The organism is Actinomycetes bacterium, from assembly GCA_035506535.1.
GTDB lineage: Bacteria > Actinomycetota > Actinomycetes > DATJPE01 > DATJPE01 > DATJPE01.
On the sequence record DATJPE010000063.1, the window covers coordinates 75,199 to 98,372 of the forward strand.

22 protein-coding genes and 1 tRNA gene are annotated in these 23,174 nt (G+C 73.0%); 12 read left to right on the forward strand and 11 right to left on the reverse strand.

All coding sequences use genetic code 11. From position 1 onward, the window contains the following. Positions 1-212: 212 nt before the first annotated feature. From VMI11_08950 to VMI11_08960, 3 genes are all read right to left on the reverse strand, one after another. Positions 213-302 (reverse strand) — tRNA-Ser (locus VMI11_08950). Between the two features lie 23 nt (positions 303-325). Then, positions 326-847 (reverse strand): tRNA adenosine(34) deaminase TadA, encoded by a 522-nt coding sequence (tadA, locus tag VMI11_08955; protein HTY72537.1) that lies wholly within the window; start codon positions 845-847, stop codon positions 326-328. Continuing rightward, positions 840-1,340: a tRNA adenosine deaminase-associated protein gene (locus VMI11_08960; GenBank protein HTY72538.1), complete on the reverse strand. Its 501-nt coding sequence runs from the start codon at positions 1,338-1,340 to the stop codon at positions 840-842. Before VMI11_08960 ends, tadA begins: the two co-directional genes overlap by 8 nt. Before the next feature lie 174 nt (positions 1,341-1,514). On the opposite strand from VMI11_08960, the gene upp reads away from it, so the two are divergent. Continuing rightward, positions 1,515-2,150, forward strand: coding sequence for a uracil phosphoribosyltransferase (gene upp, locus VMI11_08965; GenBank protein HTY72539.1), 636 nt, complete (start codon positions 1,515-1,517; stop codon positions 2,148-2,150). A gap of 91 nt (positions 2,151-2,241) precedes the next feature. Here the strand turns inward: upp and VMI11_08970 are convergent, their stop codons facing one another. The 4 genes from VMI11_08970 to VMI11_08985 form a co-directional block, all read right to left on the reverse strand. Then, complete coding sequence (locus tag VMI11_08970) at positions 2,242-3,621, reverse strand: NAD(P)(+) transhydrogenase (Re/Si-specific) subunit beta (GenBank protein ID HTY72540.1); 1,380 nt, start codon at positions 3,619-3,621, stop codon at positions 2,242-2,244. Then, positions 3,618-3,929, reverse strand: coding sequence for an NAD(P) transhydrogenase subunit alpha (locus VMI11_08975; GenBank protein HTY72541.1), 312 nt, complete (start codon positions 3,927-3,929; stop codon positions 3,618-3,620). Before VMI11_08975 ends, VMI11_08970 begins: the two co-directional genes overlap by 4 nt. After that, on the reverse strand, positions 3,929-5,056 hold the full coding sequence (locus VMI11_08980; GenBank protein HTY72542.1) for an NAD(P) transhydrogenase subunit alpha: 1,128 nt from the start codon (positions 5,054-5,056) through the stop codon (positions 3,929-3,931). The genes VMI11_08975 and VMI11_08980 overlap by 1 nt, the downstream gene beginning before the upstream one ends. Positions 5,057-5,203: 147 nt before the next feature. Continuing rightward, entirely contained in the window at positions 5,204-6,580 is a 1,377-nt protein-coding gene (locus tag VMI11_08985; protein ID HTY72543.1) for a helix-turn-helix transcriptional regulator, read from the reverse strand. Positions 6,581-6,683: 103 nt separating this feature from the next. On the opposite strand from VMI11_08985, the gene VMI11_08990 reads away from it, so the two are divergent. Further along, positions 6,684-6,827 carry a hypothetical protein gene (locus VMI11_08990; protein HTY72544.1) on the forward strand — a complete coding sequence of 48 codons (144 nt, stop codon included), beginning with the start codon at positions 6,684-6,686 and terminating at the stop codon, positions 6,825-6,827. A 79-nt stretch (positions 6,828-6,906) separates the two neighbouring features. Continuing rightward, positions 6,907-7,185 (forward strand): hypothetical protein, encoded by a 279-nt coding sequence (locus VMI11_08995; protein HTY72545.1) that lies wholly within the window; start codon positions 6,907-6,909, stop codon positions 7,183-7,185. Between the two features lie 227 nt (positions 7,186-7,412). Here VMI11_08995 and VMI11_09000 read toward each other — a convergent pair whose 3' ends face one another. Then, positions 7,413-8,795: an FAD-linked oxidase C-terminal domain-containing protein gene (locus VMI11_09000; GenBank protein ID HTY72546.1), complete on the reverse strand. Its 1,383-nt coding sequence runs from the start codon at positions 8,793-8,795 to the stop codon at positions 7,413-7,415. A 231-nt stretch (positions 8,796-9,026) separates the two neighbouring features. Between VMI11_09000 and VMI11_09005 the strand changes: the two genes are divergently transcribed. The 4 genes from VMI11_09005 (at position 9,027) to VMI11_09020 (ending at position 13,272) form a co-directional block, all read left to right on the forward strand. Beyond that, positions 9,027-10,301, forward strand: a complete 1,275-nt coding sequence (locus VMI11_09005) for an EAL domain-containing protein (GenBank protein HTY72547.1) — start codon at positions 9,027-9,029, stop codon at positions 10,299-10,301. Between the two features lie 40 nt (positions 10,302-10,341). Further along, positions 10,342-10,998, forward strand: coding sequence for a TMEM175 family protein (locus tag VMI11_09010; GenBank protein ID HTY72548.1), 657 nt, complete (start codon positions 10,342-10,344; stop codon positions 10,996-10,998). Next, a complete protein-coding gene (locus tag VMI11_09015) occupies positions 10,995-11,915 on the forward strand; it encodes a hypothetical protein (protein HTY72549.1) in 921 nt (306 codons plus the stop codon). Before VMI11_09010 ends, VMI11_09015 begins: the two co-directional genes overlap by 4 nt. 136 nt (positions 11,916-12,051) lie before the next feature. Then, positions 12,052-13,272 (forward strand): hypothetical protein, encoded by a 1,221-nt coding sequence (locus VMI11_09020; protein HTY72550.1) that lies wholly within the window; start codon positions 12,052-12,054, stop codon positions 13,270-13,272. A 7-nt stretch (positions 13,273-13,279) separates the two neighbouring features. Here VMI11_09020 and VMI11_09025 read toward each other — a convergent pair whose 3' ends face one another. Beyond that, complete coding sequence (locus tag VMI11_09025) at positions 13,280-17,107, reverse strand: adenylate/guanylate cyclase domain-containing protein (GenBank protein ID HTY72551.1); 3,828 nt, start codon at positions 17,105-17,107, stop codon at positions 13,280-13,282. Between the two features lie 39 nt (positions 17,108-17,146). Beyond that, on the reverse strand, positions 17,147-18,805 hold the full coding sequence (locus VMI11_09030; protein HTY72552.1) for a cyclic nucleotide-binding domain-containing protein: 1,659 nt from the start codon (positions 18,803-18,805) through the stop codon (positions 17,147-17,149). A 142-nt stretch (positions 18,806-18,947) separates the two neighbouring features. On the opposite strand from VMI11_09030, the gene VMI11_09035 reads away from it, so the two are divergent. From VMI11_09035 to VMI11_09045, 3 genes are read left to right on the forward strand one after another with little or no spacing between them, the layout of a single operon-like run. Further along, on the forward strand, positions 18,948-19,364 hold the full coding sequence (locus VMI11_09035; protein ID HTY72553.1) for a cyclic nucleotide-binding domain-containing protein: 417 nt from the start codon (positions 18,948-18,950) through the stop codon (positions 19,362-19,364). Between the two features lie 11 nt (positions 19,365-19,375). Next, complete coding sequence (locus VMI11_09040; protein ID HTY72554.1) at positions 19,376-20,206, forward strand: MBL fold metallo-hydrolase; 831 nt, start codon at positions 19,376-19,378, stop codon at positions 20,204-20,206. Next, positions 20,203-20,685 (forward strand): cyclic nucleotide-binding domain-containing protein, encoded by a 483-nt coding sequence (locus VMI11_09045; protein HTY72555.1) that lies wholly within the window; start codon positions 20,203-20,205, stop codon positions 20,683-20,685. Before VMI11_09040 ends, VMI11_09045 begins: the two co-directional genes overlap by 4 nt. A 49-nt stretch (positions 20,686-20,734) precedes the next feature. Here VMI11_09045 and VMI11_09050 read toward each other — a convergent pair whose 3' ends face one another. Continuing rightward, positions 20,735-21,454 carry a metallophosphoesterase gene (locus VMI11_09050; protein ID HTY72556.1) on the reverse strand — a complete coding sequence of 240 codons (720 nt, stop codon included), beginning with the start codon at positions 21,452-21,454 and terminating at the stop codon, positions 20,735-20,737. An 84-nt stretch (positions 21,455-21,538) separates the two neighbouring features. Between VMI11_09050 and VMI11_09055 the strand changes: the two genes are divergently transcribed. Both VMI11_09055 and VMI11_09060 read left to right on the forward strand, forming a co-directional pair. Next, a complete protein-coding gene (locus VMI11_09055) occupies positions 21,539-22,249 on the forward strand; it encodes an alpha/beta hydrolase (GenBank protein ID HTY72557.1) in 711 nt (236 codons plus the stop codon). Between the two features lie 10 nt (positions 22,250-22,259). Continuing rightward, complete coding sequence (locus tag VMI11_09060) at positions 22,260-23,171, forward strand: oxygenase MpaB family protein (protein ID HTY72558.1); 912 nt, start codon at positions 22,260-22,262, stop codon at positions 23,169-23,171. Positions 23,172-23,174: the final 3 nt, after the last annotated feature.

A 23,174-nucleotide genomic window follows, 5' to 3' on the forward strand; every position in this document is an offset into this window, starting at 1 on the left:
GAGCCCGAGGCGAGCTCTTCAAGCCGGGTCCAGCACTGATTCGACGTCCATCCAGAGCCCTCTGATGCCAGAACGTGTACCTCGGCTCTCGTGTCGGCCGAACCGGAGTAGTCACGGAAGGTCCTGTGACCACTTCTGTGAGCAGAGCACCCTTTCGGCCACGATGAAGGCACCCCATCAGGCATGCGACCTGCGGAAACACCTGGGAAGCTTGGCGGTGGCGGTGGGATTTGAACCCACGGAGGGGTTGCCCCCTCACACGCTTTCGAGGCGTGCTCCTTAGGCCGCTCGGACACGCCACCGCCGAGGAGGGTACCCGGTCCGCTCAGGTGGAGGCAGTCGCGCCCGGGTCCCGCCGGCCCGCGAACCACCCTGACAGCACGTGCGCGCACTCAGCTTCCAGCACCCCCGGCACCACCTCGACCTGATGACCGGTACGCCGGTCCCGCACGACGTCCCACACCGAACCGGCCGCGCCGGCGTCGGGACTCCACGCCCCCATGACCAGCCGCGAGACACGGGCGAGGACCAGGGCGCCGGCGCACATCGCGCACGGCTCGAGGGTGACCACCAGGGTGCAGCCGTCCAGGCGCCAGGTGCCGAGGTTCGCCGCCGCCTCCCGCAACGCGACCACTTCGGCGTGCGCCGTGGGGTCGCCCGACCGCTCGCGCTCGTTGCGGCCGCGGCCGACGACCCGCCCGTCGCAGGCCACGACGACGGCGCCGACCGGCACCTCGTCCTCCTCGACCGCCCGCCTCGCCTCGGCCAGGGCCAGGCGCATCCAGGCCTCGTCGGGGGCGTGCACGGCGTCGGCTTCAGCTGCGCCGGCGTCGATGACTTCAGCCAAGGGCTGCGTCGACGATCGTCTCGTACTGCTCCCCGAAGCCGAGCCGGGTGGCGATGGAGCCGATCTGCTCGTCGGGATAGAGGTCGAGGTCCTCGCACAGCATGGCCAGCTCCATCGCCGGCAGCCCGAGGTCGGCGAAGATCTCCAGGTCGCCCGCAGGCGTCGACTCCTCCAGCTCCGGACCCTCGGGGGCGCTGAGCCCGAGCCGGACCAGCACCTCGGCCGCCAGCGGCCAGTCGGGGACGCAGGTCACGTCGGAGAGCAGCAGACGTACCTCCTCGCCGCGCACCCTCGCCGCGACGAAGAAGTCCTCGGCCACCGACACGAATCCCAGCGTGCCCACCTCGCCGGGCTGCTGGCGCAGGGCGTGGAGGAACGCCTCGAGCTCGGCACCCGTCCGCGGCGGCAGCGGGGAGACCTGCCAGATCCCGTCCTCGCGGACCGCGGCGATCGCGAAGTCGATCGCGGCATCGTCGAGGGCGCTCGCGTCCATGGGGGCATCGTCGCAGACCGCGGGGCGTCGTGGGCCGGCCGGGCGTACTCCGGTGGAGGATTCCGGGGCTGGGAGGACGGCCGGGGTCGGAGCCGGCCGGAGTGGATCTGGCGCCGGCCCCCGGCGAGCCCGGCGCGCTCCGAGACCCGGTCCGGCGGTGGATACGCTCCGGGGATGCGGACCCTGGTCGTGGACCATCCCCTGGTCGCGCACAAGCTGACCAGCCTGCGCGACGAACGTACCGACTCGCCGACGTTTCGGCGGCTGGCCGACGAGCTGGTCACGCTGCTGGCCTACGAGGCGACCCGTGAGGTCCGTACCGTCGCCAAGAAGGTGCGAACGCCCGTCGGGGACGCGACCGGGGTACGTCTCGCGCAGCCGAAGCCGCTGGTCGTCCCGATCCTGCGAGCGGGGCTGGGCATGCTCGACGGGATGGTGCGCCTGCTGCCCACGGCCGAGGTGGGCTTCCTCGGCATGGTGCGCGACGAGGCGACGCTGACGGCGTCGACGTACGCCAACCGCATCCCCGACGACCTGTCGCAGCGGCAGTGCTACGTGCTGGACCCGATGCTGGCCACCGGGGGGACGCTCATCGCGGCCGTCCGCCTGCTGCTCGGCCGGGGCGCTCGGGACGTGACGGCGATCTGCCTACTCGCCGCACCGGAGGGGCTGGTGGCGCTGGAGGAGGAGTTCGGCGCCGACGTACCGCTGCACGTCGTCATGGCCGGCCTGGACGAGCGCCTCAACGAGAAGGGCTACATCGTCCCCGGGCTCGGCGACGCCGGTGACCGCCTCTACGGCGTGGTCTGACCCCCCGTCCCTTTTGCAATGAACGCGGCGTTCCTCCAATAGGTTCGACTGAACGCCGCGTTCATTCCAAGAGAAGCGGGGGGACGGGCGGCTACAGGCCCTTGACGGCGGCGACGACCTTGGTGAGGGAGTCCTTGGCGTCACCGAAGAGCAGGGTGGTGTTCGGTTGGTACAGCAGCTCGTTGTCGATGCCGGCGAAGCCGGGGCGCATCGAGCGCTTGAGGAAGACCACGTTCGCCGCCTGCGCGACGTCGAGGATCGGCATGCCGTAGATCGGGCAGCCAGGGTCGGTACGGGCCGCCGGGTTGACGACGTCGTTGGCTCCCACGACGAGCGCGACATCCGTCGATGCCAGCTGCGGGTTGACCTCCTCGGCCTCGTGCAGCGCCTCGTAGGGGACGTTCGCCTCGGCCAGCAGGACGTTCATGTGGCCGGGCATGCGGCCGGCCACCGGGTGGATGCCGTAGATGACGTCGACGCCGCGTTCCCCGAGCAGGTCGGCGAGCTCGCGCAGGGCGTGCTGGCCCTGGGCGACGGCCAGGCCGTACCCGGGGACGATGACCACCCTGCGGGCGTACCCGAGCAGGATGGCGACGTCCTCCGGGCTGCCCGAGCGGACCGGGCGGTCGCTCACCGTTCCGCCACCGATCGTCGAGGCGCCGGAGAACGCACCGAACAGGGTCTTGGTCAGAGGGCGCCCCATGGCCGTGGCCATCATCCGGGTCAGCAGCGTGCCGGAGGCCCCGACGAGGGTGCCGGCCACGAGGAGCAGCACGTTGTTCAGGACGTAGCCGCTCGCGGCCACGCTGAGGCCGGTGAAGGCGTTGAGCAGTGAGATGACGATGGGTACGTCGGCGCCGCCGACGGGCAGCACGAACAGCACACCCAGCACCAGCGAGACCAGCGCCAGGGCGACCAGTACGGCCATCGACCTCGAAGGCACCACGGCGACCGCGAGCGCCACGGCAGCGAGGGCGACCCCGATCGAGACCCAGCGCCCGAACGGCACGACGACTGGGCGGGTCGTGATGAGCTCCTGCAGCTTGAGGAAGGTGACCACCGAGCCGCTGAACGAGACGGACCCGACGAGCACGGTGAACGCGCTCGCCGCGAGGTAGCGGCTCGAGGCGTGGGACCCGCCGTCGTCGAACTCGATGAGGGCGACGAGTGCGGCAGCGGCTCCACCAACGCCGTTGAACATGGCGACCAGCTGGGGCATCGCGGTCATCGCCACGCGGCGGGCCGCCGGGACGGCCACTGCCGCGCCCACGGCGATCGCGACGAGGACGAGCAAGAGGTGCTGGGCGTCGAGGTCCTCGTGAACGATCGTCACGATGACGGCGAGCGCCGCGCCCGCAGCGCCGATCAGGTTGCCGTTGCGGGCCGTCCTCGGCGAGGAGAGCCCCTTGAGGGCGAGGATGAAGCAGACGGCTGCGACCAGGTACAGCAGCCGGACCCACGTGTCGCTCACGCCTGAGGTCTCCCGTCCGGGGTGGCCTTGGGCGCCTGTCTCGGCTTGAACATCTGCAGCATCCGGTCGGTGACCACGAAGCCCCCGACCATGTTCACCGTGGCCAGTACGACGGCCACCAGTCCGAGCCCGAGCTCGAGGCCGTGCGCGTGACCGGTGACCACGATCGCCCCGACGAGGATCACGCCATGGATGGCGTTGGCGCCCGACATCAGCGGGGTGTGCAGGGTCGTCGAGACCTTCGAGATGACCTCGAAGCCGACGAACACCGAGAGCACGAAGACCGTGAGCAGGCCGATGCCGTCCATCAGGCGGGGTCCTCCCCGGGCAGGGTGATTCCGTCGCGCAACGTCCCGTCCCGGGTCACCCAGGACCCGGCCACGATCTCGTCCTCCCACCGGGGCGCGAGCGAGCCGTCCTCGCCGGCCAGCAGCGCGAGGAGCGCGAAGACGTTCGCGGAGTACAGCTTGGCGGCGTGTACGGGCAGCTGCGAGGCGACGTCCCGCGCGCCCCACACCAGCACGCCGTGGTGGTCGACCTCCTCGCCGGGGCGCGAGACGTCGCAGTTGCCGCCGCTCTCGGCGGCGAGGTCGACGACGACCGACCCGGGCTTCATCCCGGCGACCATGTCGCCGGTCACCAGCAGCGGGGCGCGGCGCCCGGGGACGGCCGCGGTGAGGATGAGGGCGTCGGCGGCAGCGACGTACGGCGCCAGCAGCTCGCGCTGCCGCTGCGCGCGGTCCTCGGTCATCTCCCGGGCGTACCCCCCGGCGCCCTCCAGGGAGTCCAGGTCGAGCTCGACGAACGTCGCGCCCATGGAGCGGACCTCCTCGGCCGCCGCGGCCCGCACGTCGTAGGCCTCAACGACGGCGCCGAGCCGCCGGGCGGTCGCGATCGCCTGCAGGCCGGCCACGCCGGCACCCAGGACGAGCACCTTGGCGGGCGGGACGGTGCCCGCGGCGGTCATGAGGAGCGGGAAGAAGCGCGGCAGCCGGTCCGCGGCGACCAGCGCCGAGCGATAGCCGGTCACCAGGGCCTGGGAGGACAGCGCGTCCATCGACTGGGCGCGCGAGATCCGGGGCAACAGCTCGAAGGCGAAGCTGGTGACGCCGCGCGCGAGCGCGGCGCGTACGGCTGCCGGCTCGCCGGTCGGCGAGCAGAAGCCGAGCGTCACGCCGGTCGGGGCCAGCCGCGCGATGCGCGCGGGGTCCAGGGCGGCGACGTGGACGACGACGTCGGCGGCGAGCGCCTCGGCCTCGTCGCAGGGGTGCGCGCCCGCGGCGACGTAGGCGTCGTCGTCCGCGAGGGCTGCCCGGCCGGCCCCGCGCTCGACGGCGACCTCGTGACCGTCCTTCACCAGCCGCTGGACGTGCTCGGGCACGAGGGCGACCCGGCGCTCGCCCGGGCGCGACTCGGCGGGGACCCCGATCCTCATCGCGGACTCTCCACCCGGGTGGCGGATCGCTCGAGGGCGCTCATCCCGACCTCATGCGCGCACCCTAGGCGACGCGGGTGCCGAGATCGCGGAGGGGTCGCCGGGCGGCGGGAACCCGGCGGGCGTACGGCCAGGACTGGGAGGAGGTCAGTCCCGGCCGTACGACCGCTCGGCGGACGCCCGGAGGGGGTCAGGCTCGGCGGTGATGCCGGCCTGGTCGAGCGCCCGTTCGAGACAGACCAGCGCGGCCTGCTCGTCCCCCAGCCGACGCAGCACGTCGGCTGAGTGTCGCCACGCCAGCGCGGTCACGCGGGAGGGCGGCAGCCCGGCGAGGGCTTCCACCGCCTCTCCTACGTGCTCGCGGGCGAGGCTGTGATCCCCGGTCACGGTCCATGCGTCCGCCGCGGCGAGGCTGGCGGAGACGCTCTCGACGCGGTGTCCCGCGGAGAGCAGGGCAGCGGCCTCGGTGGCCTCCGCGAGGGCGGCTTCGGCGTCCCCGAGCATCAGGAGCGCACGCGAGAGCTCGGTGTGCGCGTAGGCCCGGTCGGTGACCGTGCCGTGCTCATGCAGGGTGACCGCCGCGTCGCGAAGCAGCCCGACCGCGCGGGACACCTGCGGGGGCTGCGAGCGCAGCAGCACCCAGGCGAAGGCGACCCTGGCCCGCGCGAGGTTGCGCTCGTTGTCCTGGTCGGCCAGCAGGCTCACCGCACGCTCGGCCCACGACAGCGCCTTGTCGAGGTGCCCGCGGCGCTGCGCGAGCAGGCTGGCGTTCCAGTACGCCGCCGCTCGCGCGCGCGGACTGCCCAGCCGGTCCGCCGCCTGCAGGAGGTCCTCGGCGAGCTGGGCCGCTCGGGCGGCGTCGCCGCGTCGCTCGTAGCAGCCGACGAGGGTTGACACGAGCTCGGCGTGCTCGGCGGTGCCGTCCAGCCCCTGCTCGCGGGCCGCCGCCAGGGCGCTCTCGGCGACGTCCACCGCCCGGTGCAGGTCCCCGATCTCGGCCGAGCACCGGGCCGCCGTCACCGCGGCGGGCAGCCACAGGGGGTGGTCGGGGCGCAGGTCGTCGCGCAGGTGCTCCAGGTCGACCAGCGCCTCCTCGAGGCGGCCCTCGGCCTCCAGCGCACGGACGCGGCCCCATCGGGCCCGCTCGACCAGGCCCAGGCGCACCCGGTCGCGGCCGGGACCCCCGGCCTCGGCCGCGTCCGGGTGCCGGGCCAGCCGCTCTCCCGCCGCGGCGAAGGCGTCGACGGCGGCGTGCGCCTCACCGGAGCGCAGGGCGAGCTCGGCGTAGTCGAGCTCGAGTCTGGACTCCCGCAGCTCGGGGTCCTCGACCCCGGTCAGGAGGGTCTCGACCGAGACCCCGAGGAGGCCGGAGAGGGCGGCGAGGACCGGTGGAGTCGGCTGGCGACGGCCGGACTCCAGCAAGGAGACGTAGCTGGCCGAGACCCCCGGGCAGACCAGATCGGACTGCAGCAGACCCCGCTCCGTGCGCAGGTGGCGCAACCGCGCCCCGAAGGACTCCTCCATTCGGGCGAAGCCTGGTGGACGGTCTGTAGCCTTCCCGCCTCCCCGTGTCATATTCTCACCTGACTGCACATGACACATGACACCACAGACCTCGGGAGATGTCATGAAGCGCCGCCTGATCGCAGTAGTGGCCGTGTCGGCCGTCGCGGTCCTCGGCTTCCCGTCGATGGCCTCGGCCACGACGGCCAAGCCGCACGTGACTCATGCGGTGCACACGCTCATGGCCGGCCCGCCGTTCTGCTGCTGACGGCGTGGCCAGCACCTACCGGACCCGTACCGCGTCGCCCGTGACCGGCCGACGCGTCCAGACCATCGAAAGGCATCCCATGGCGACCAGGACCCAGCCTCGCGTCCCCCAACCTCGGGTCACGGGCGGGACCGCTGTCGCCCCAGCACCGGCCTGCGCCGCCGACGCCCCATGGGCAGCGCTGACCGAGGACGAGCACGCCGAGCTCGTGCGCCTGCGCGCCGAGAAGGCGCAGCTGCAGAACCGGGTCCATGACCTGAACCTGGAGCTCACGCTCGTCAAGGCCGCCGCCGCCCTCTTCGTCGGAGAGCACGGTCGGCTCGGCCCCAGACACCTCGCCGCTCCCGAGGTGGCCTGACCGTCCCCCCCGGTCGGGTACCGCGGCGTCGCGTCCGGTGTGCCCGAGGGAGGGGCCGCTGCTTCCAGCAGCGGCCCCTCCTTCTTCGAGGTCTCCGACGTGTCGGCCCCGCCAACTTGTTAGGCGTTGGGGGGTCGATAGACGCTCCAACGCCTAACAGTTCGTGAGGAGCAGCGGGTCACGGGGGCAGCGGGTCGCCCCGTCGCCCGAGTCGTGGACGGCCGACGTCACAAGACCTTGCCCGGGTTGAGGACGCCGAGGGGGTCCAGCGTGTGCTTGATCGCCCGCTGCACCCGAAGCGCCGTCGGCGACAGCTCGCGCTCCAGCCATTCGCGCTTGAGCACGCCCACGCCGTGCTCACCGGTGATCGTGCCCCCGAGACTCAGCCCGAGCTCCATCACCGCGCCGAAGGCGGCGTACGCGCGTCGCTCCACGTCGGCGTCCCCGCGCTCGAAGACCACCGTGGGGTGCATGTTCCCGTCGCCCGCGTGGCCCGCGCACGTGATGAGGACGCCCTGCTCCTCCCCGATCCGGGCCAGCCCGTCGACGAGGTCGACCAGGCGAGCCCGAGGCACGCACACGTCCTCCACGAGGGTGGAGCCGAGCGCGTCGACCCCCCAGTGCACGAGCCGCCGGGCCTCGAGCAGCAGCTCGGACTCGGTCGCGTCGCTCGCGACGGCCAGGTCCAGCGCGCCGGCCTCGCGGCACACCGCGGCCATCGCCTCGAGGTCCTCCGGCGCGTGCGGCCCCCGGTCGGACTGGGCCACCAGCAGCGCGCCGGTGTCGGTCGGCAGCCCGAGGTCGCGATAGGCCTGCACGGCCCGTACCGTCTCGCGGTCGAGGAACTCGAGCAGGCTCGGCGGCTGCCCGCTCGCCATGATCGTGGCCACGGCGGCCATCGCGGCATGGGTCGACGGGAACACCGCCGCCAGGGTCAGCGCCGGCTCGGGGAGCGGGCGCAAGGTGAGCGTCGCCTCGGTGACCACGCCGAGGGTGCCCTCAGACCCCACGAACAGGCGGGTCAGGTCGTAGCCGGCGACGCCCTTGGCGGTCGACGTACCGGTGCGCAGCACCTCGCCGTCGGCGAGGACGACCTCGAGCCCGCGTACGGCTTCGCGCGTGACGCCGTACTTCAAGCAGCGCATCCCGCCGGCTCCGGTGGCCACGTTGCCGCCGATCGTGCTCTCGCGAAACGACGAGGGGTCGGGGGGGAAGAACAGCCCGTGCTCGCCCGCCGCCTCCTGCAGCGTCGCGTTGACCACGCCCGGCTGCACCACCGCCAGCTGCTCAGCCGGGTCCAGGCGCAGGATGCGGTCCATCCGTTCGAGGCAGACGACGATGCAGCCGTCGACCGCGTTGGCCGCCCCGGCCAGGCCGGTACGGGCGCCCTGCGGCACCACCGGCGTACGGTGCGCGCTGGCCACCCGGAGCACGCCCGCGACCTCCTCGGTGCTACCTGGGTGGACGACGGCCAGCGGTACGCCCGCCGGGCAGAAGCGCGCGTGGTCGTGGCGGTAGGCCTCGGTGCTGGCCTCCTGGGTGAGCACCGAGGCCGTGACCGCTTCCAGGTCGCGGATCACCGCGTCCCGCCCGAGCACCTGCACCGACATGCTCCGACGGTAGCCCCACCCTCGCCGACCTTCCGCCCGCCCAACCCCCCGCTTTCGTTGCAATGAACGTGGGCGACGAAGGAGGGCGACGAAAGAGGGGGACGGCGGGCGGGGGCCGGGTGGCAGGGGGCGGCTGGGCTCAAGGAGGCGGCGGGATGGGTCGACATCTCCTCCACGGGGGCGTCGTCCGAACCCGGAGGACGTACGAGACCGTGCTCGGGGGGAGCACCCATGGGCCTGGCCACGGCCACCGACACCGGCCTCGGCGACGAGCTGGCCGCCGTGATCGGCCGTCGTTCGGTCACGCCCGCCTACCAGCCCATCGTCGACCTCGAGACGGGGGAGACGGTCGCCTTCGAGGCGCTGGCCCGCGGGCCCGAGGGCTCGCCCCTGGAGAACCCCGCCGCCCTGTTCGCCACGGCTCGGACCAACGGCCGCCTGGGCGAGCTCGACGCCCTGTGCCGCCAGCGCGCGATCGAGGGGATGCTCGCGGCCGACCTGCCCCGCGAGGTGGTCCTGTTCGTCAACGTCGAACCGTCCTCCCTCGGCTTCGAGGACGTCACCAGGCCGCTCCACCCGAGCGAGGACGGTACGTCCGCCGGCCGCATGCGCATCGTCATGGAGATCACCGAGCAGTCCCTCACCTCGCGGCCCGCCGAGCTGCTCGCCCTGGTCGAACGCTCCCGTGCTCGGGGCTGGGGCATCGCGTTGGACGACGTCGGGTCCGACTCACGGGCGCTGGGCCTGATCTCCCTCATCGAGCCGGACGTGTTCAAGATCGACCTGCGGCTGGTGTCCTCCCGGGCCACGACGGAGATCGCCGGCGTCGTGGCCGGCGTCGAGGCGCAGGCCGAGCGGACCGGCGCGCTGATCCTCGCCGAGGGGATCGAGACCGAGGAGGACGTCGAGCTGGCCCGGGGGATGGGGGCGCGTCTCGGGCAGGGCTGGTACTTCGGCCGGCCGGCGGCCCTGCCGCACGACCTCTCCGGAGGCCCCTCCGCCCTCGCCCTGACCGGAGCGAGCCTGAGCTCGCGACGCAGCCCGTTCGAGATCGCCGCGGCGAGCCGGCCGGTACGTCGTGCCGGCAAGCGCCAGCTGCTCGCCATGAGCCACCACCTGGAGCACGAGGCGCTCGGACTCGGCGTCAAGGCCGCCGTGTTCGCCTCCTTCCAGCACGTCCGCAACTTCACCGCGGCGACCCGCGCGCGCTACGCCCAGCTCGGGACCGGCACCGCCTTCGTCGGGGTCTTCGCGCAGAACATGACGCCGGCCCCGCTGCGCGGTGTGTGGGGGGCGCGGCTGGGCGAGGACGACCCGCTGCGCGAGGAGTGGGACCTGGCGGTGGTCGGGCCGCACTTCGCCGCGGCGCTCGTGTCGCGCGACCTCGGCGACGAGGGCGCCGAGGAGGACCGCCGCTTCGACTACGTGATGACCTACGACCGCGACATCGTCGTCGAGGTCGCCCGCAGCCTCATGAGCCGGCTCGACCGAGCCCCCGCTCCCTGACGCGGAGCGTGAGACCCGGGTACGCACTACCGTGCCCGGCATGGCCAGGTCGCGTGATGCGCTCGACGACCCGGGGCGGGCCGAAGCCTTCAGCGACGGGGTCTTCGCCATCGCCATCACCCTGATCGTGCTCGAGATCGGCGTCCCCCATGTCGAGTCCGACCAGAGCCTGTGGTCGGCGCTGGGGAAGCAGTGGCCGTCCTACGCCGCCTACGTCGTCAGCTTCCTCGTCATCGGGATCGTGTGGGCCAACCACCACACGCTGTTCAGCTACATCGCGCGCGTCGACCGCACCCTGCTCTTCCTCAACCTGCTCATCCTGCTGACCGTCGCCCTGATCCCCTGGCCGACCAGCCTGGTGGCCGACTACCTCGACACCGGAGGCTCCCAGGCCAAGGTCGCCGTCGCGGTCTACAGCATGGTCAACGTCGCGATGGCGGCGACGTTCTCGCTGTTCTGGTGGTACGTCGTGCGCCGGGCACCCCACCTCCTGCACGACGACGTCGACCGTGCCGCGGCGAGTGCGTCACTGCACCGGTTCTCCCTGGGGCTGCTCGTCTATCCCCTCACCGTGCTGCTCGCCTTCGTGGTGCCGATCGCGACCATGGCCGTGCACGGCGTGATCGCCGTCTACTACGCCTTCAACCAGCTCTCGATCCCACGCTCCGGCGCGGCACCCGCCGAGGAGACCGCGTGAGCCTCGGCCAGCCCGCCTGGCCGACCGAGACCGCGCTCGTGGTGTCTGCCCCCGGACCAGGGCCCGGCCACTGGGCGGGGGCCCCGAGCGCCGTCGTCGACGGCGACCTCACCTACCTCGCCTACCGGCTCCGCAGGCCAGTCGAGGAGGGACGCGGCCACGGCAACGTGCTGGCCCGCTCCACCGACGGCGTCACCTTCGAGACCGTGGGCGTGCTCGCCAAGGAGACCTTCGGCGCCGAGTCGCTCGAGCGTCCCGCGCTGGTGCGCGCCGAGGACGGTCGGTGGCGGCTGTACGTCTCCTGTGCGACGCCGGGCACGAAGCACTGGCGCGTCGACCTGCTCGAGGCGGACACGATCGAGGGCCTCGCCACGGCCGTGCCGCGTACGACGCTGACCGGCGACGCGACGTACGGCGTCAAGGACCCGGTGCTGCTGCGCCACCGCGGCGTCTGGCACCTCTGGGCCTCGTGCCACCCGCTGGAGGACCCCGACGCGACGGACCGGATGACCACCGAGCACGCGACCAGCGAGGACGGGATGGGGTGGACCTGGCACGGCACGGCGCTGGCCGGCCGGCCCGGGCGCTGGGACGCCCGCGGGGTGCGGATCAGCTCGGTCTGGTTCGACGGGACGACCCCGATGGCCCTCTACGACGGCCGCGCGAGCGCCGCGGAGAACTGGGAGGAGCGGACCGGCCTCGCCGTCGGAGCCGACGTCGGCCTCGGCCGCTTCGAGGCTGTCGGCGAGGCGCCGGTGGCCGAGTCGAGCTACGCCGGGAACGGCCTTCGGTACGTCAGCGTGGTCGAGGTCGGCGGCGTCCACCGGGCGTACTACGAGGTGGCCAGGCCTGACGGCGCGCACGAGCTCCGGATGGCGGTGCTGCCCCGATTCCACGTCCCGGTCGCTCCCGGCTGAGCCGCGCGGGGGTACGGCTCACCCACCGTGCATCGGAAACAACCGACCGTTGGCGAATTCTCGATCAACTGACTAGCGGGTCAGTCCCACGTACGGCACGATCCGAGTGCGCACCCCCGCCACCAGGAGCCAGCCCATGAGCAGAAGCCGCCTCTCCCGCCGGATCTGGATCGCCTCGATCGCCGTAGCCGCGCTCGGCGCAGGCACCGTCCTCTCGGTCGCCACCAGCGCACCGGCCGCGACCGTGCCCCAGGTCACCATCGGCACCAGCGTCAACGGCATCGCCGGCGACCCGATGTACACCGGCCTCAACGAGGCCGTGGGTCTCACCGTCACCAACAACTCGACGACCAAGGCCAAGCTCGGCCTGTTCACCATCGTCATCCCGGCCGGCTATCCGACAGTCACGCCGGGCAGTGTTTCCCCCAGTACGTGGGGCGAGACGTACACGACGAAGTGCGGCCTGGTGAAGAACTGCTCGGCGCTCATCTTCGTGGCGCCGAAGGTGCCGCTCGCCTCCGCGCTGATCCCGGTCGGCGGCTCGGTGACCGCTACCTTCTCCTTCACCGCCCCGAGCAGCGCGCAGACGCTGAGCTTCCCGGTCATCGGCATCGGCCTCGGCAACGGCGTCTTCACCGGCTCCGGCAACGTGGTCGTCCAGGCCATCGCCGCAGGCCAGGCGGAGATCCTCACGCCGGGTTCCCCGCCGAAGGTGCCGCTGAGCGTCACCGTGCCGTCCGGTACCAACCTGCCTGTGACGAATGCTGCTGCGGGCCTCCCCAACGGCGCTGTCGGCGGGACCGTCCTGACCGTGGCCCCCTGCACCGACCCTGCGTGCGCTCAGTCCGCACCCTCCCCCAGCGGCGACGACGAGATCACCCCGGCGTCGACGTCGTCGACGGAGATCACCCTCTCGGGCATCTTCACCGACCCCAAGCTCGGTGAGCTCTACACCGACACGGCTCCAGGCTCGGTGAGCTGGACCTGCCCGAACTCCAAGTGCCCGCACGCTGACTCGGTCGAGTCCGAGGGTGGCACCAACTACCTGTACAACTTCGGCGCGACCGGCGACGAGGAGGAGCAGTACGAGGACTACCTCGCCTACCCCGTGTATGTGGGGATCCGCGATCCGCAGACCCAGTCCTACGTGTTTTCTCCCAACCCCGCGCCCGCATGCCGCGACAACGATGACTCGGAGCAAGCCGGGCAGACCGGCCAGATCGTCAGCACGGCAGCCGTCGCCGCCGGGTACTGCGTCGACGTGTACGCGATGAGCCGCACGGATAACTCATTCACCGGTGACCTGACGATGACGCTGTTGTTCGTCGAGGACCCGAAGCTGCGGACCACGCCGTAGTAGAAGGTCAGATCTCGAGCGGCCCTGGTCGCCTCGGGTACCGCCGGCTCCCGGCGAACCCGAGGCGGTCCAGGGCCTGTTCGCTCTCGGCGTCCCAACGCCGGGCCGACTCCTCGTCACCCCGCATCCGCGCCACCCGCGCCAACTCGGCGAGGATGAACCCGCACTCGACCCGGCCCTGGGCGTCCGCCGTCTCCAGCGCTCGATGCAGCGTCTCCTCGGCGATGTCGACGTCGCCGAGGTCCACCTCGGCCGCGCCCTGCAACCGGAGCAGCCACGGCAGCAGGTAACCGGCGTCCAGCGCGGTCGCACGTACGGCTGCGTCGTCGGCGAGGTCCCGCGCCTCCTGGGCCCGCCCCTCGCCGAGCAGGCCGAGGGCGATCGCGGCGTCGGTCTCCGCTACCTCGGACGGCTCGCCGAACTCGATGAACATCGCGCGCGCTCCTTCCAGTTCGGCTTGGCCCTCGTCGTGCTGCCCCTCGAGGACCAGCGCGAGCCCGAGCGCGCGGTGGGCGACAGCGATGAAGTCGCCGACACCGGCTCCCTGCAGGGTGGGGATGAGCCGGCGCAGGATGTCCTCCGCCTCGCGGGTACGGCCGAGCCGGACGAGGACGTCACCCACGTTGCACCCGGTCTGGGCCGCACCGACCGTGTCGCCGGACTCCTCGGCGAGGCGCTGGGCGCGCTCGAACATCTCCAGCGCCTCCTGGCCGCGCCCCTGGATCCACGCCAGGACGGCGAGGTTGTTGAGCGCGCGCGATTGCCCGGCGCGAAAGCCGAGGTGCTCGTAGAGCTCCAGCGCCTGCTGCCCGTACGGCCGGTCCGGCTCGCCCCCGAGCATGGACGTCACGCCGTGCAGCGCCTCCAGCGCATCCGCCAGAGCAGCGGTGTCGCCGGAGGCCTCGGCGTCGCGTTCGGCCAGACGAGCCCACTGGAGGGCGTCCCGGTAGCGGCCCTGGTTCTCCCGGACGACCGCGTACACGCCCTCGAGCCGGCTGCGCGCGGCCAGGCTCTGGGCGTCGCCGTGCCCGTCGAGCAGCCGCAGGCCCCGTGTCACGCTTCGCAGTGCAACCGGCTGGCGGCCAAGGCGGTTCTGGATCGCCGCCTCCTCCTTGAGCACGAGGGCGGCTCGGGCCGGGTAGCCCTTGAGCCGCGCGCGTGCCCCCTTCAGCGCGACGAGCGCGGCCTCGTTGCGCCCCAACCGGTTCCGCGCCTCACCGAGGGAGAGGTAGGCCGACGCCACCTGTTCGTCGGGGACGTCGCGGAGCCCGCGCACCGAGGCGACCGCGCGCTCGAGGTGCTCCTCGGCCTCGACGTAGGCGTACTTCTCCGCCGCGCGCTCCCCGGCGAGCCGCGCGTAGTACCACGCCTTGTCGTGACGGGCCGCGTGGAAGTAGTGCAGCGACAGCAGCTCGGCCACGTCGTCCGGGTCCGACGTCCGCGCCTCGATCACCTCTCCCGCCCGCCCGTGCAGCTCGCGCCGCAGGCGGAACGGCAGTCCCTCGTACGCCGTGTCGCGCAGCAGCTGGTGGTCGAAGTGGAATCGCCCGTGCCCCTCGGCCTGGATGAAGAACGACATCCGCCGCAGCGCCGCCCGGCTCGTCGGCAGCGGGTGCCCCTGGAGCAGCGCCCGCAGCGTCGCCTCGTCGAAACGCATGCCGAGCACCGAGGCGAAACGCAGCACGGTGCGCTCGTCCGGGGGCAGGCGGTCGATCTGGCTGGTGATGAGCGCCTCGACGGTGCTCGGCAGCGCGTCGAGCGAGGCGCCTTCACGGGCCGCCAGGGCGAGGCCGCGCAGGAACAGGGGGTTGCCGTTGGCTCGGGCCGCCAGCGCGGCGACGTCGTGCGGGGCTAGCGCGGTGTCGGCGAGCGCGGCCATGACCAGCGAGCTCGCGGCTGCGGCGTCGAGCGGCGCCGGTCGGACCTCGACGACCGGGTAGCGCGGCGACGGGCGGAACCCCTCCCCGACGTCGCGGCGGGTGACCACCACGAGCCAGGGCCGACCCGCCAGGCCGAGGCACAGCTGCTCGAGCAGGTCCACGGACGCCTCGTCCATGAGGTGGACGTCGTCGAAGACCAGCACGGCCTGACCGGGCTGAACCGCCGTCGCGAGGCGTACCACCACCTCCTCGGTCCGTGACCGGCGGAACCGCTCGTCGAGCGCGTCCACCTCGGGCGTGCTCGGCAGGTCCACGTCGAGCACCTGTCCCACCAGCGGCAGCCAGGGCAGCAGCGAGGGGTCGGCACGCGTAGCGCTCTCGACCAGCGCGGCGACCAGCGTCTCCTCGTCGGCCTCCTCGGAGACGTCGAGCAGCTCGCCGAGCAGCGCCCGGAACGGCCAGTACGGCGTCGCCGTCTGGAACTCGTCGCACCGCGTGGTGAGCACCCGCGCAGGGGTGTCCCGCAGCATCTCCTCGACCAGACGCGACTTGCCGATGCCCGGCTCCCCCACGAGGTCCACGAGCTGGCCGCTGCCCGCCGCTGCCTTCTCCGCCGCCTCGCGCAGGACGCCCAGCTCGGCCTCGCGACCGATGAACGGCGAGTCCTCCCTGCCCCGACGCTCGCTGAGCAGGCGCCCGAGGCTGAACGCGTGCACCGGCTCGGACTTGCCCTTGACCAGGAACGGCGGCATCGCCTCGGCGTCGAAGCGTGCCGCCGAGGCCTCGACCACCGCGGCCGTGGCGAGGACCTGCCCGGGCTCGGCCTTGCCCATCACCCGGGCCGCCAGGTTGATGGCGTCGCCCTTGACCGAGAACGTCTTGCGGAACGACGGGCCGAAGTCACCGGCGAAGACGGGTCCGCAGTTAACGCCGATCCGGATGGGGAGCTGCCCGACCAGGTCGACGACGTGCCGGGCCGCGCGCAGCATCCGCTCCTCGTCGTTGCCGAGGCTGACCGGGGCCCCTGCAGTGAGCATGATCTTGCCGCCGTCACGGTTGATGTCGGACTCGAAGAAGGTCACCCCGTGCCGCTCGGTGGCGTCCTGCACGTTGCGCACGCACTCGTCGAGCGCCTCGGCGAGGGCCTGCGGCCCACGTTCGGCGAGGACCGCGTCGGTTCCGGAGAACTGCACGAAGGCCACCGCGATCCGCCGGTGCTCGGGCTCGCCGGACGCGCTGAGCAGGTGGGCGCGGATGTTCGGAGGGATGAGCGTGGCGAGGTCCAGACCCGCCGTCGACGGCCGCGGGACGACCTCGCTGTCCTCGACCACGGGGTCGGCCGCGAGGAGGAAGCCCCCGCCCTTGGCGTCCCCCACGCTCGACGCCTCGAGCAGGGCGGCGGTCTCGGGGGACACGACGACCTCGCCCGCCTCGGCGATCGCCTCCATCTCGGCCGTACGGCTCGCGGCCGGCCCGCTGACGATGAGCTCGCGGTGCACGGCGGGGTCGCCGACGAGGAAGAAGTGGAACGCTCCGCTGTGAATGCCCACGGACATGCGGAGCTCGACGCGTCCCGAGCCGGTGCTGAGCTGGCCGATCCGGCGCAGCCGGGCCCGCATCCGCGAGCTGGCCAGCGCCGCCCGAGCGGCGTGGTCGGGGCCCTCGAACAGCAGGAGCACGGCGTCGCCGCCCCACTTCACCAGGCCGGCGCCCGTCGGGTAGGCAACCGAGAGCAGGTCGGCGAAGGTGGCGTTGAGAATGTCGCTCATCTCCTCCGCGCCGACCTTGCCCTTGCGGGCGAGTCGCTCGGTCAGCGCGGTGAAGCCGGAGATGTCGACGAACGCGAGCGAGCCGTCGACCTCGCGCCAGAGGGCATCGGGGGTGTCGCGCAGCCAGGTCAGGGCGAGCCGGGGGACGTACGGCTCCAGCAGGGCCACGTCCGCGCGCTCCGCCATCGCCTCCCCACATCCTCTGGCCGGCCCCGTGCCCGGAGTCTATGAGCCTGACGGGGGCTCCTGCCTGAGCGCCGAGGCGAGGTCTCGGGCCCGGTGGGCGTCAGCGACCTCGCTGGCGAGCGCGTGGCCGTCCGCACTGCCGGTCACAGCCGCCAAGAAGTCGGCACCGCTCAGCACGAGCAGCCGGGCCGGGGACCGCGCCGTCACGGTGGCCGTGCGGGGCACCGACCGCAGCAGGGCCACCTCCCCGAAGGCGTGGCCCGGTGCCAGCGTCTGTGGCCGGGCGACCCCGTCGACCGTGACCGTGAACAGGCCGTCCGCGATGACGTAGAAGTCCTGCGCGTCCTCGCCCTGCACCACGACGTCGGTGCCGGCCGTGACCTCCGTCCACCGCGCGTTCCGGGCCAGGCGCTCCAGCTCGAACTCGGGGAGCACGGCGAGGAAGCCGACGGTCCGCAGGAGGCGGATCTCGTAGGGAAGGTAGACAGCGCGGTCGTCCAGGCGCCGGATGAACCATGCGCTCCCCAGGGCGAGGGCCACGGCGCCCGCTCCCAGCGGCACGAAGGTCTGGGCGGGATCGAGCCAGCCGAGCAGCAGCGACACGGAGGCGGCGCCGACCGCCAGCCCGACCAGCGACATCCCCTCCTGCACGGCGAAGACCCGCGCCAGCACGGCGTCGTCGATCGCGCGTTGCAGCAACGTCCGACCGCAGACCATGAGCATCGCCTCCGCGGCCCCGACGAGGGCGATCACGACCATGGCAGCACCGAGGCCGGACACGACCGACACGACGGCGAACCCGGCACCTTCGGCCACGCCCAGGAGGACGATCGCCGGTCCGAGCCGGCGCCGCCGAGCGATGAGCGCCGCAGCGGCTGCACCCACCAGGCCGCCGATGCCGATGGCCCCCACGACCAGGCCCGCGCCGGACTGGCCGTGGTGCAGGGTGTCGACCGAGAACGCGACGCCGAGCACGTCCAGCGCCCCGGCGAGGAAGAACGTCGTGGTCAGCAGGACGAGCAGGGTCAGGGCGGGCCAGTCCCCGCGCAGCGAACGCAGCCCCTGGAAGGCAGCCCGCCACCCGTCGGCCTCCTCGTCGGCCGCGGCCCGACCGAGGTGCAGCCCGCTGGAGAGCAGGGTGGCGACGGCCGCCGCGATAGCCGCGCCGGCGAACACCAGCCACGGGCCGGCGTACGCGGCACCGAAGCCGGCGAGCACGGGGCCGAGGAAGGCGGCGACGCCGTCGAGCACCGAGGACAGCGAGTTCGCGGAGACGAGGTGGTCGCTGGTCCGCGACAGCTGGGGCAGGGCGGCGAAGTGGATCGGCCGCACGACGGCCACGGCGACCGTGGCCGTCGTCGACGCGGCCACGACCAGGGGCAGGGGCGCGGAGGCCAGGATGGCGATCAGGGTGAGGGTGACGGTCGCGGTCACCCCGGCGTAGGCGAGCGCGAGCGCGCGCCCTCTCGGCAGCCGGTCGCCGATCGCGGCGAGGGCCGGGGCGAGCATCGAGGCAGGGACCAGCTGGATGACGGTGACGACGCCCGCCGTGCGGGCCCCGTCGGCCGCGAAGACGTACAGGATGACCGCGAGCCAGATCGAGAACTCGACCAGCCCATAGAGGCCATAGGCCACCAGCACCCTGCGCAGCCCCGTCCGCGCCTGCAACGCCCGCAGGGTCACGGGAAGAGCACGCATCCGGCCGTCCCCGTCTGCTCGCCTCTTGTTTGCTGCGAGGATAGGAGGTCTGGCCACAGGAGCGCAGCGGGAACGCCGCGTCGGCGCACCAAAGGGCTGATACGTTCGAAGCACGCGTGGTGCGCCGGCGAAGGAGGGTGCGGTGACGCCGTACGAGATGCTCGCGCAGGTGGACCTGTTCAAGACCCTGCCGAGCGACGTCATCTACGAGATGGTCGAACGCAGCTCGACGCACCGGACCGCGCCGGGAGCGGTGCTGGTCGAGCAGGGCAGCCCCGACTCGGGCCTGCGTCTGATCATCGAGGGGACCGCGACCGTCTCGGTCAACGGGGTGGAGCGAGGCGAGATGAAGACCGGCGACTACTTCGGCGAGATCTCCCTCATCGACTCACAGCCGCGTTCGGCGACGGTCATCGCCGGCCCGGAGGGCGTACGGACGCTCGCCATGTCGCCGCTGACCTTCTCGCAGCTGCTCGACGCTCACCCGCAGATCGCCCGCAAGCTGTTGCCGGTGCTCACGGCGCGGATCCGTCGCATCGAGGCGGCCCAGCACGACTAGGTGGTGGTGACGTGCGGCTGACGCTGCTGGGGGTGCGTGGCTCCACGCCCGCGCCCGGGCGAGACTTCGTGCGCTACGGCGGGCACACCTCGTGCATCGCGGTGACGCGTGACGACGAGGACCTGCCGGATCTGGTGCTCGACGCCGGCACCGGCTTCCGCGGACTTCCCGGGCTGCTCGGCGGAGCCGCGTACGACGGCTCGATCCTGCTCAGCCACCTGCACTGGGACCACGTCCAGGGGATCCCGTTCTGCCCCTCCGGGGACCGCGACGACTCCCGGGTCGATGTGTTCCTGCCCGCGCAGGAGGGCCTGAGCGGGCGCGACCTGTTGGCCCAGCTGATGGCACCCCCGGCGTTCCCGATCACCCCGGAGGGCCTGCGCGGTGACTGGTCCTTCCACGCGGTGCAGCCGGGAATGTTCGAGACCGACGGATACGTCGTCACCGCCTGCGAGGTGACGCACAAGGGCGGTCGCACGTACGCCTACCGCGTCGAGGCGGACGGTGCCTCCCTCGCCTACGCCCCGGACCACGCCCCCGCGCTCGGCCTCGACGATGCCACCCTGCGCACCATGGAGGGCGTCGACCTGCTCGTTCAGGACGCGCAGTTCATCGACCGCGAACGGCTGATCGCCGACGACTACGGGCACGCGACCGTCCGGGACGCCGTCGAGCTCGCCCAGCGCGTCCATGCGCGTGCCGTCCTGCTCTTCCACCACGGGCCGGGGCGCAAGGATGACGACCTCGACCGCATCGCCGACGACATCGCCGCGGACGTCACGGTCCTCACCGCCTACGAGGGCATGGTCCTCGACGTGACGAGCCGGACCATGAGCCGGTGAGCGAGCTCCTCGCGCTGTGCGCCGACCTGCCCGTCGAGGCTGTTCCGCCCGGACAGACCCTCATCGTCGAGGGTGACGCCCCGGGCCCGATGTACGTGCTGCGCACCGGCAGCGTCAGCGTCGAACGCGACGGCGTACCGGTGGCCCGCATCCACGCCTCCGGTGCGGTCCTCGGCGAGATGTCCGTCGTCCTGGAGCGACCCGCCACCGCGACGGTACGCGCGGAGCAGGAGGTGACGGTCCACGTCGTCGAGGACCCTCACGACTTCCTCAGCGCCAACCCTGGCGCCGCGCTGGCGGTGCTGCGCACGACGGCGGCGCGGCTCGACGGGATGACGCAGTACCTCGTGGACGTCAAGCAGCAGTACGCCGGTCTGGGCGGCCACCTGGCGATGGTCGACCAGATCCTGGACGCCCTGGTCCACCACCAGCCGTCGACCGCGCGGACCGGGTCCGTCCGTGACCCCGAGGTGGGCTGAGGGTCCGCCGGCGAGGCCGGCCGACGCGGAGCCCTGCGATCCGGAAGCCTCAGGCCAGGTCCACCGTCTGCCGGTCGAAGACGCCGTACCACTCCGCGGTGCCCCGCTCGGTGTCGAGGGTGATGTGCGGGGGCACCGGGCCGACCTGGCGCCCGGCGTTGAACACCCACGTCGAGCCGATCCGGGCATGCCACGAGCCGCCCTCGACCCACGGCGCCTGGTGGATGTGCCCGCACAGCACCGCGAACGGCTGGTAACGCTCGATCCAGGACGTGAGGTCGTGGTCGGGGAACTCGCGCCGGCCGTCGCTGCACAGCACCGTGCCGGCGGGCGGGGCGTGGTAGAGCCACACCCACGTGTCCGGCCGGTCCACCGCGGCCGCTTGCAGCAGGGCGTCGACCTCGGCCCTGGCCGTCGGCCCGTCCCACCAGGGGCAGACCGTGAAGCGCACGCCGTCGATGTCGACCGAGGCGCCGTCCGCGTGCAGGCCGGGCGCGCTGAGCAGGCGCAGCCAGCCGGCGACCTGCTCGCCGTCGCGACCCGGCCCGTCGAGGTCGTGGTTGCCGGACGCGGCGAGGACGGTGGCTCGCTCGGCCAGCTGTCCGAGATAGCGCTCGAGGACGACGACCTGGACCTCGTGCGGCACCGGGCTCACCACGTCGGCGAGGTCGCCGGGCAACGCGACCACGTCGACGTCCGCGGCGGCCTGGACGAGCCAGTCGTAGTGCGGCAGCCGGTAGTGCAGGTCCGAGGCCACGAGGACGCGCACCCGCGGATCGTCGCAGCCTCGTGTTACGCCGGTGGGAACGCGCGATCTCGGATGTGGTTCCTGGATCGGCCTACCCTGGGCACCGTGACGACGTACGGGCTCGTCCACGGCGCCTACCACGGGGCATGGTGCTGGTCCGACGTCGTGACCGAGCTCGAGCGACGGGGGCACCGCGCGCTGACCGTGGACCTGCCCTCGGAGGACCCCACGGCCGCGGGCCGGGAGTACGCCGCTGCCGCGCTCGAGGCGTTCTCCTCGGCCGGCGAGGACCTCGTCCTCGTCGGCCACTCCCTGGGTGGGCTCACCATCCCCCTGGTGGCCGCCGCGCGGCCGGTCGCCCACCTGGTGTTCGTCGCCGCGATGCTGCCGCGGGTGGGGCGCAGCCTGGACGAGGTGCTGGCCGAGGAGGCCGACATGGTCCTGCCCGGACCGCCGCACGGCGCGTACGTCGACGCGGCCGGGCTCGTCCGCTTCCACCCGGAGGTGGCGGCCGCCTGGTTCTTCGCGGACTGCTCGCCCGCGGTGGCCGCGCGTGCCGCCGCCCGGCTGCGGGGCCAGTGGTGGGGCATCAGCAACGAGGTCACCCCGCTCCAGGCCTGGCCTGACGTGCCGATGACCTACGTCCTCGGGGTGGCCGACCCGGTCATCAACCCCGCCTGGTCGCGACGGGTCGTCCCGGCGGTGCTCGGCGGGCGACCGGTCGAGCTCCCCGGCGGGCACTCGCCGTTCCTGGCCCGGCCGGGCGAGCTGGTCGACGCCCTCCTCCTGGCGTGCGAGGGCTCCTCCGACGGCTGACACTGGAGGGGTGCCCGCCCTCCTCGACGTCGCCCGCGTCCTCCCGGTGAACCCGGTGGCGCGAACGTTCCGCCGGATCGTCTCCGGCGACCCGCAGGGGCGACCCGAGTGGATCCGGGCGCTCGAGGACGGAACGGACGCCGGCCTCTTCGGCCCCGGGTCCGCGCCGTGGGCGGTGCACGGCAGCACGACGACGCTCATCGGAGGCGTACGTGCGCTGCTCCTCCAGGCCCTGCACCCGGCAGCGCTGGCCGGGGTCCGGGACCACTCGCGCTATCGCGACGATGCCCTGGGCCGCCTGGCCGGCACGTCGCGGTGGCTGGTGACGCTCACCTTCGGCGACTCCCGGGCGGTGGAACGCGAGTCGGCACGCGTGCGCGGGATGCACACCAGGGTCCGGGGGCTGATGCTGGACCCTCAGGGCGACCTGCGACCGTACGCCGCGAGCGACCCGCACCTGCTGCGCTGGGTGCACCTGGCCTTCACCGACTCCTTCCTGGTGGCCCACGAGGTGTGGGGCGCCGCGATCCCCGGAGGCCCCGACGCCTACGTCGGTGAGTGGGGGCGGGCGGCTGAGCTGCTCGGCCTCGACGACCCGCCGCGATCGGTCGTCGAGCTGCGCGATCAGCTGCACGGCTACGACGACGAGCTCGACGGCGGGACTGACGCCCGGGAGGTCGCGCGCTTCATCCTCAACCCTCCCCTGCCGCTGGCGGCCCGGCCTGCCTACGCCGTCCTCGCGAGCGCCGCGGTGTCCACACTGGAGCCGCGGCACCGCGAGCTGCTCGAGCTGACCGCGCTCCCGCTGACGCTCACCCGCCCGATGGCCGGCGCCCTGCTCAGGGGGCTGGGCGTGGCGCTGGGATCGACCTCGCCCAGCGAGCGCGCCGCGCGGCAGCGGCTGGACCGGGTCCTCGCCTGAGCG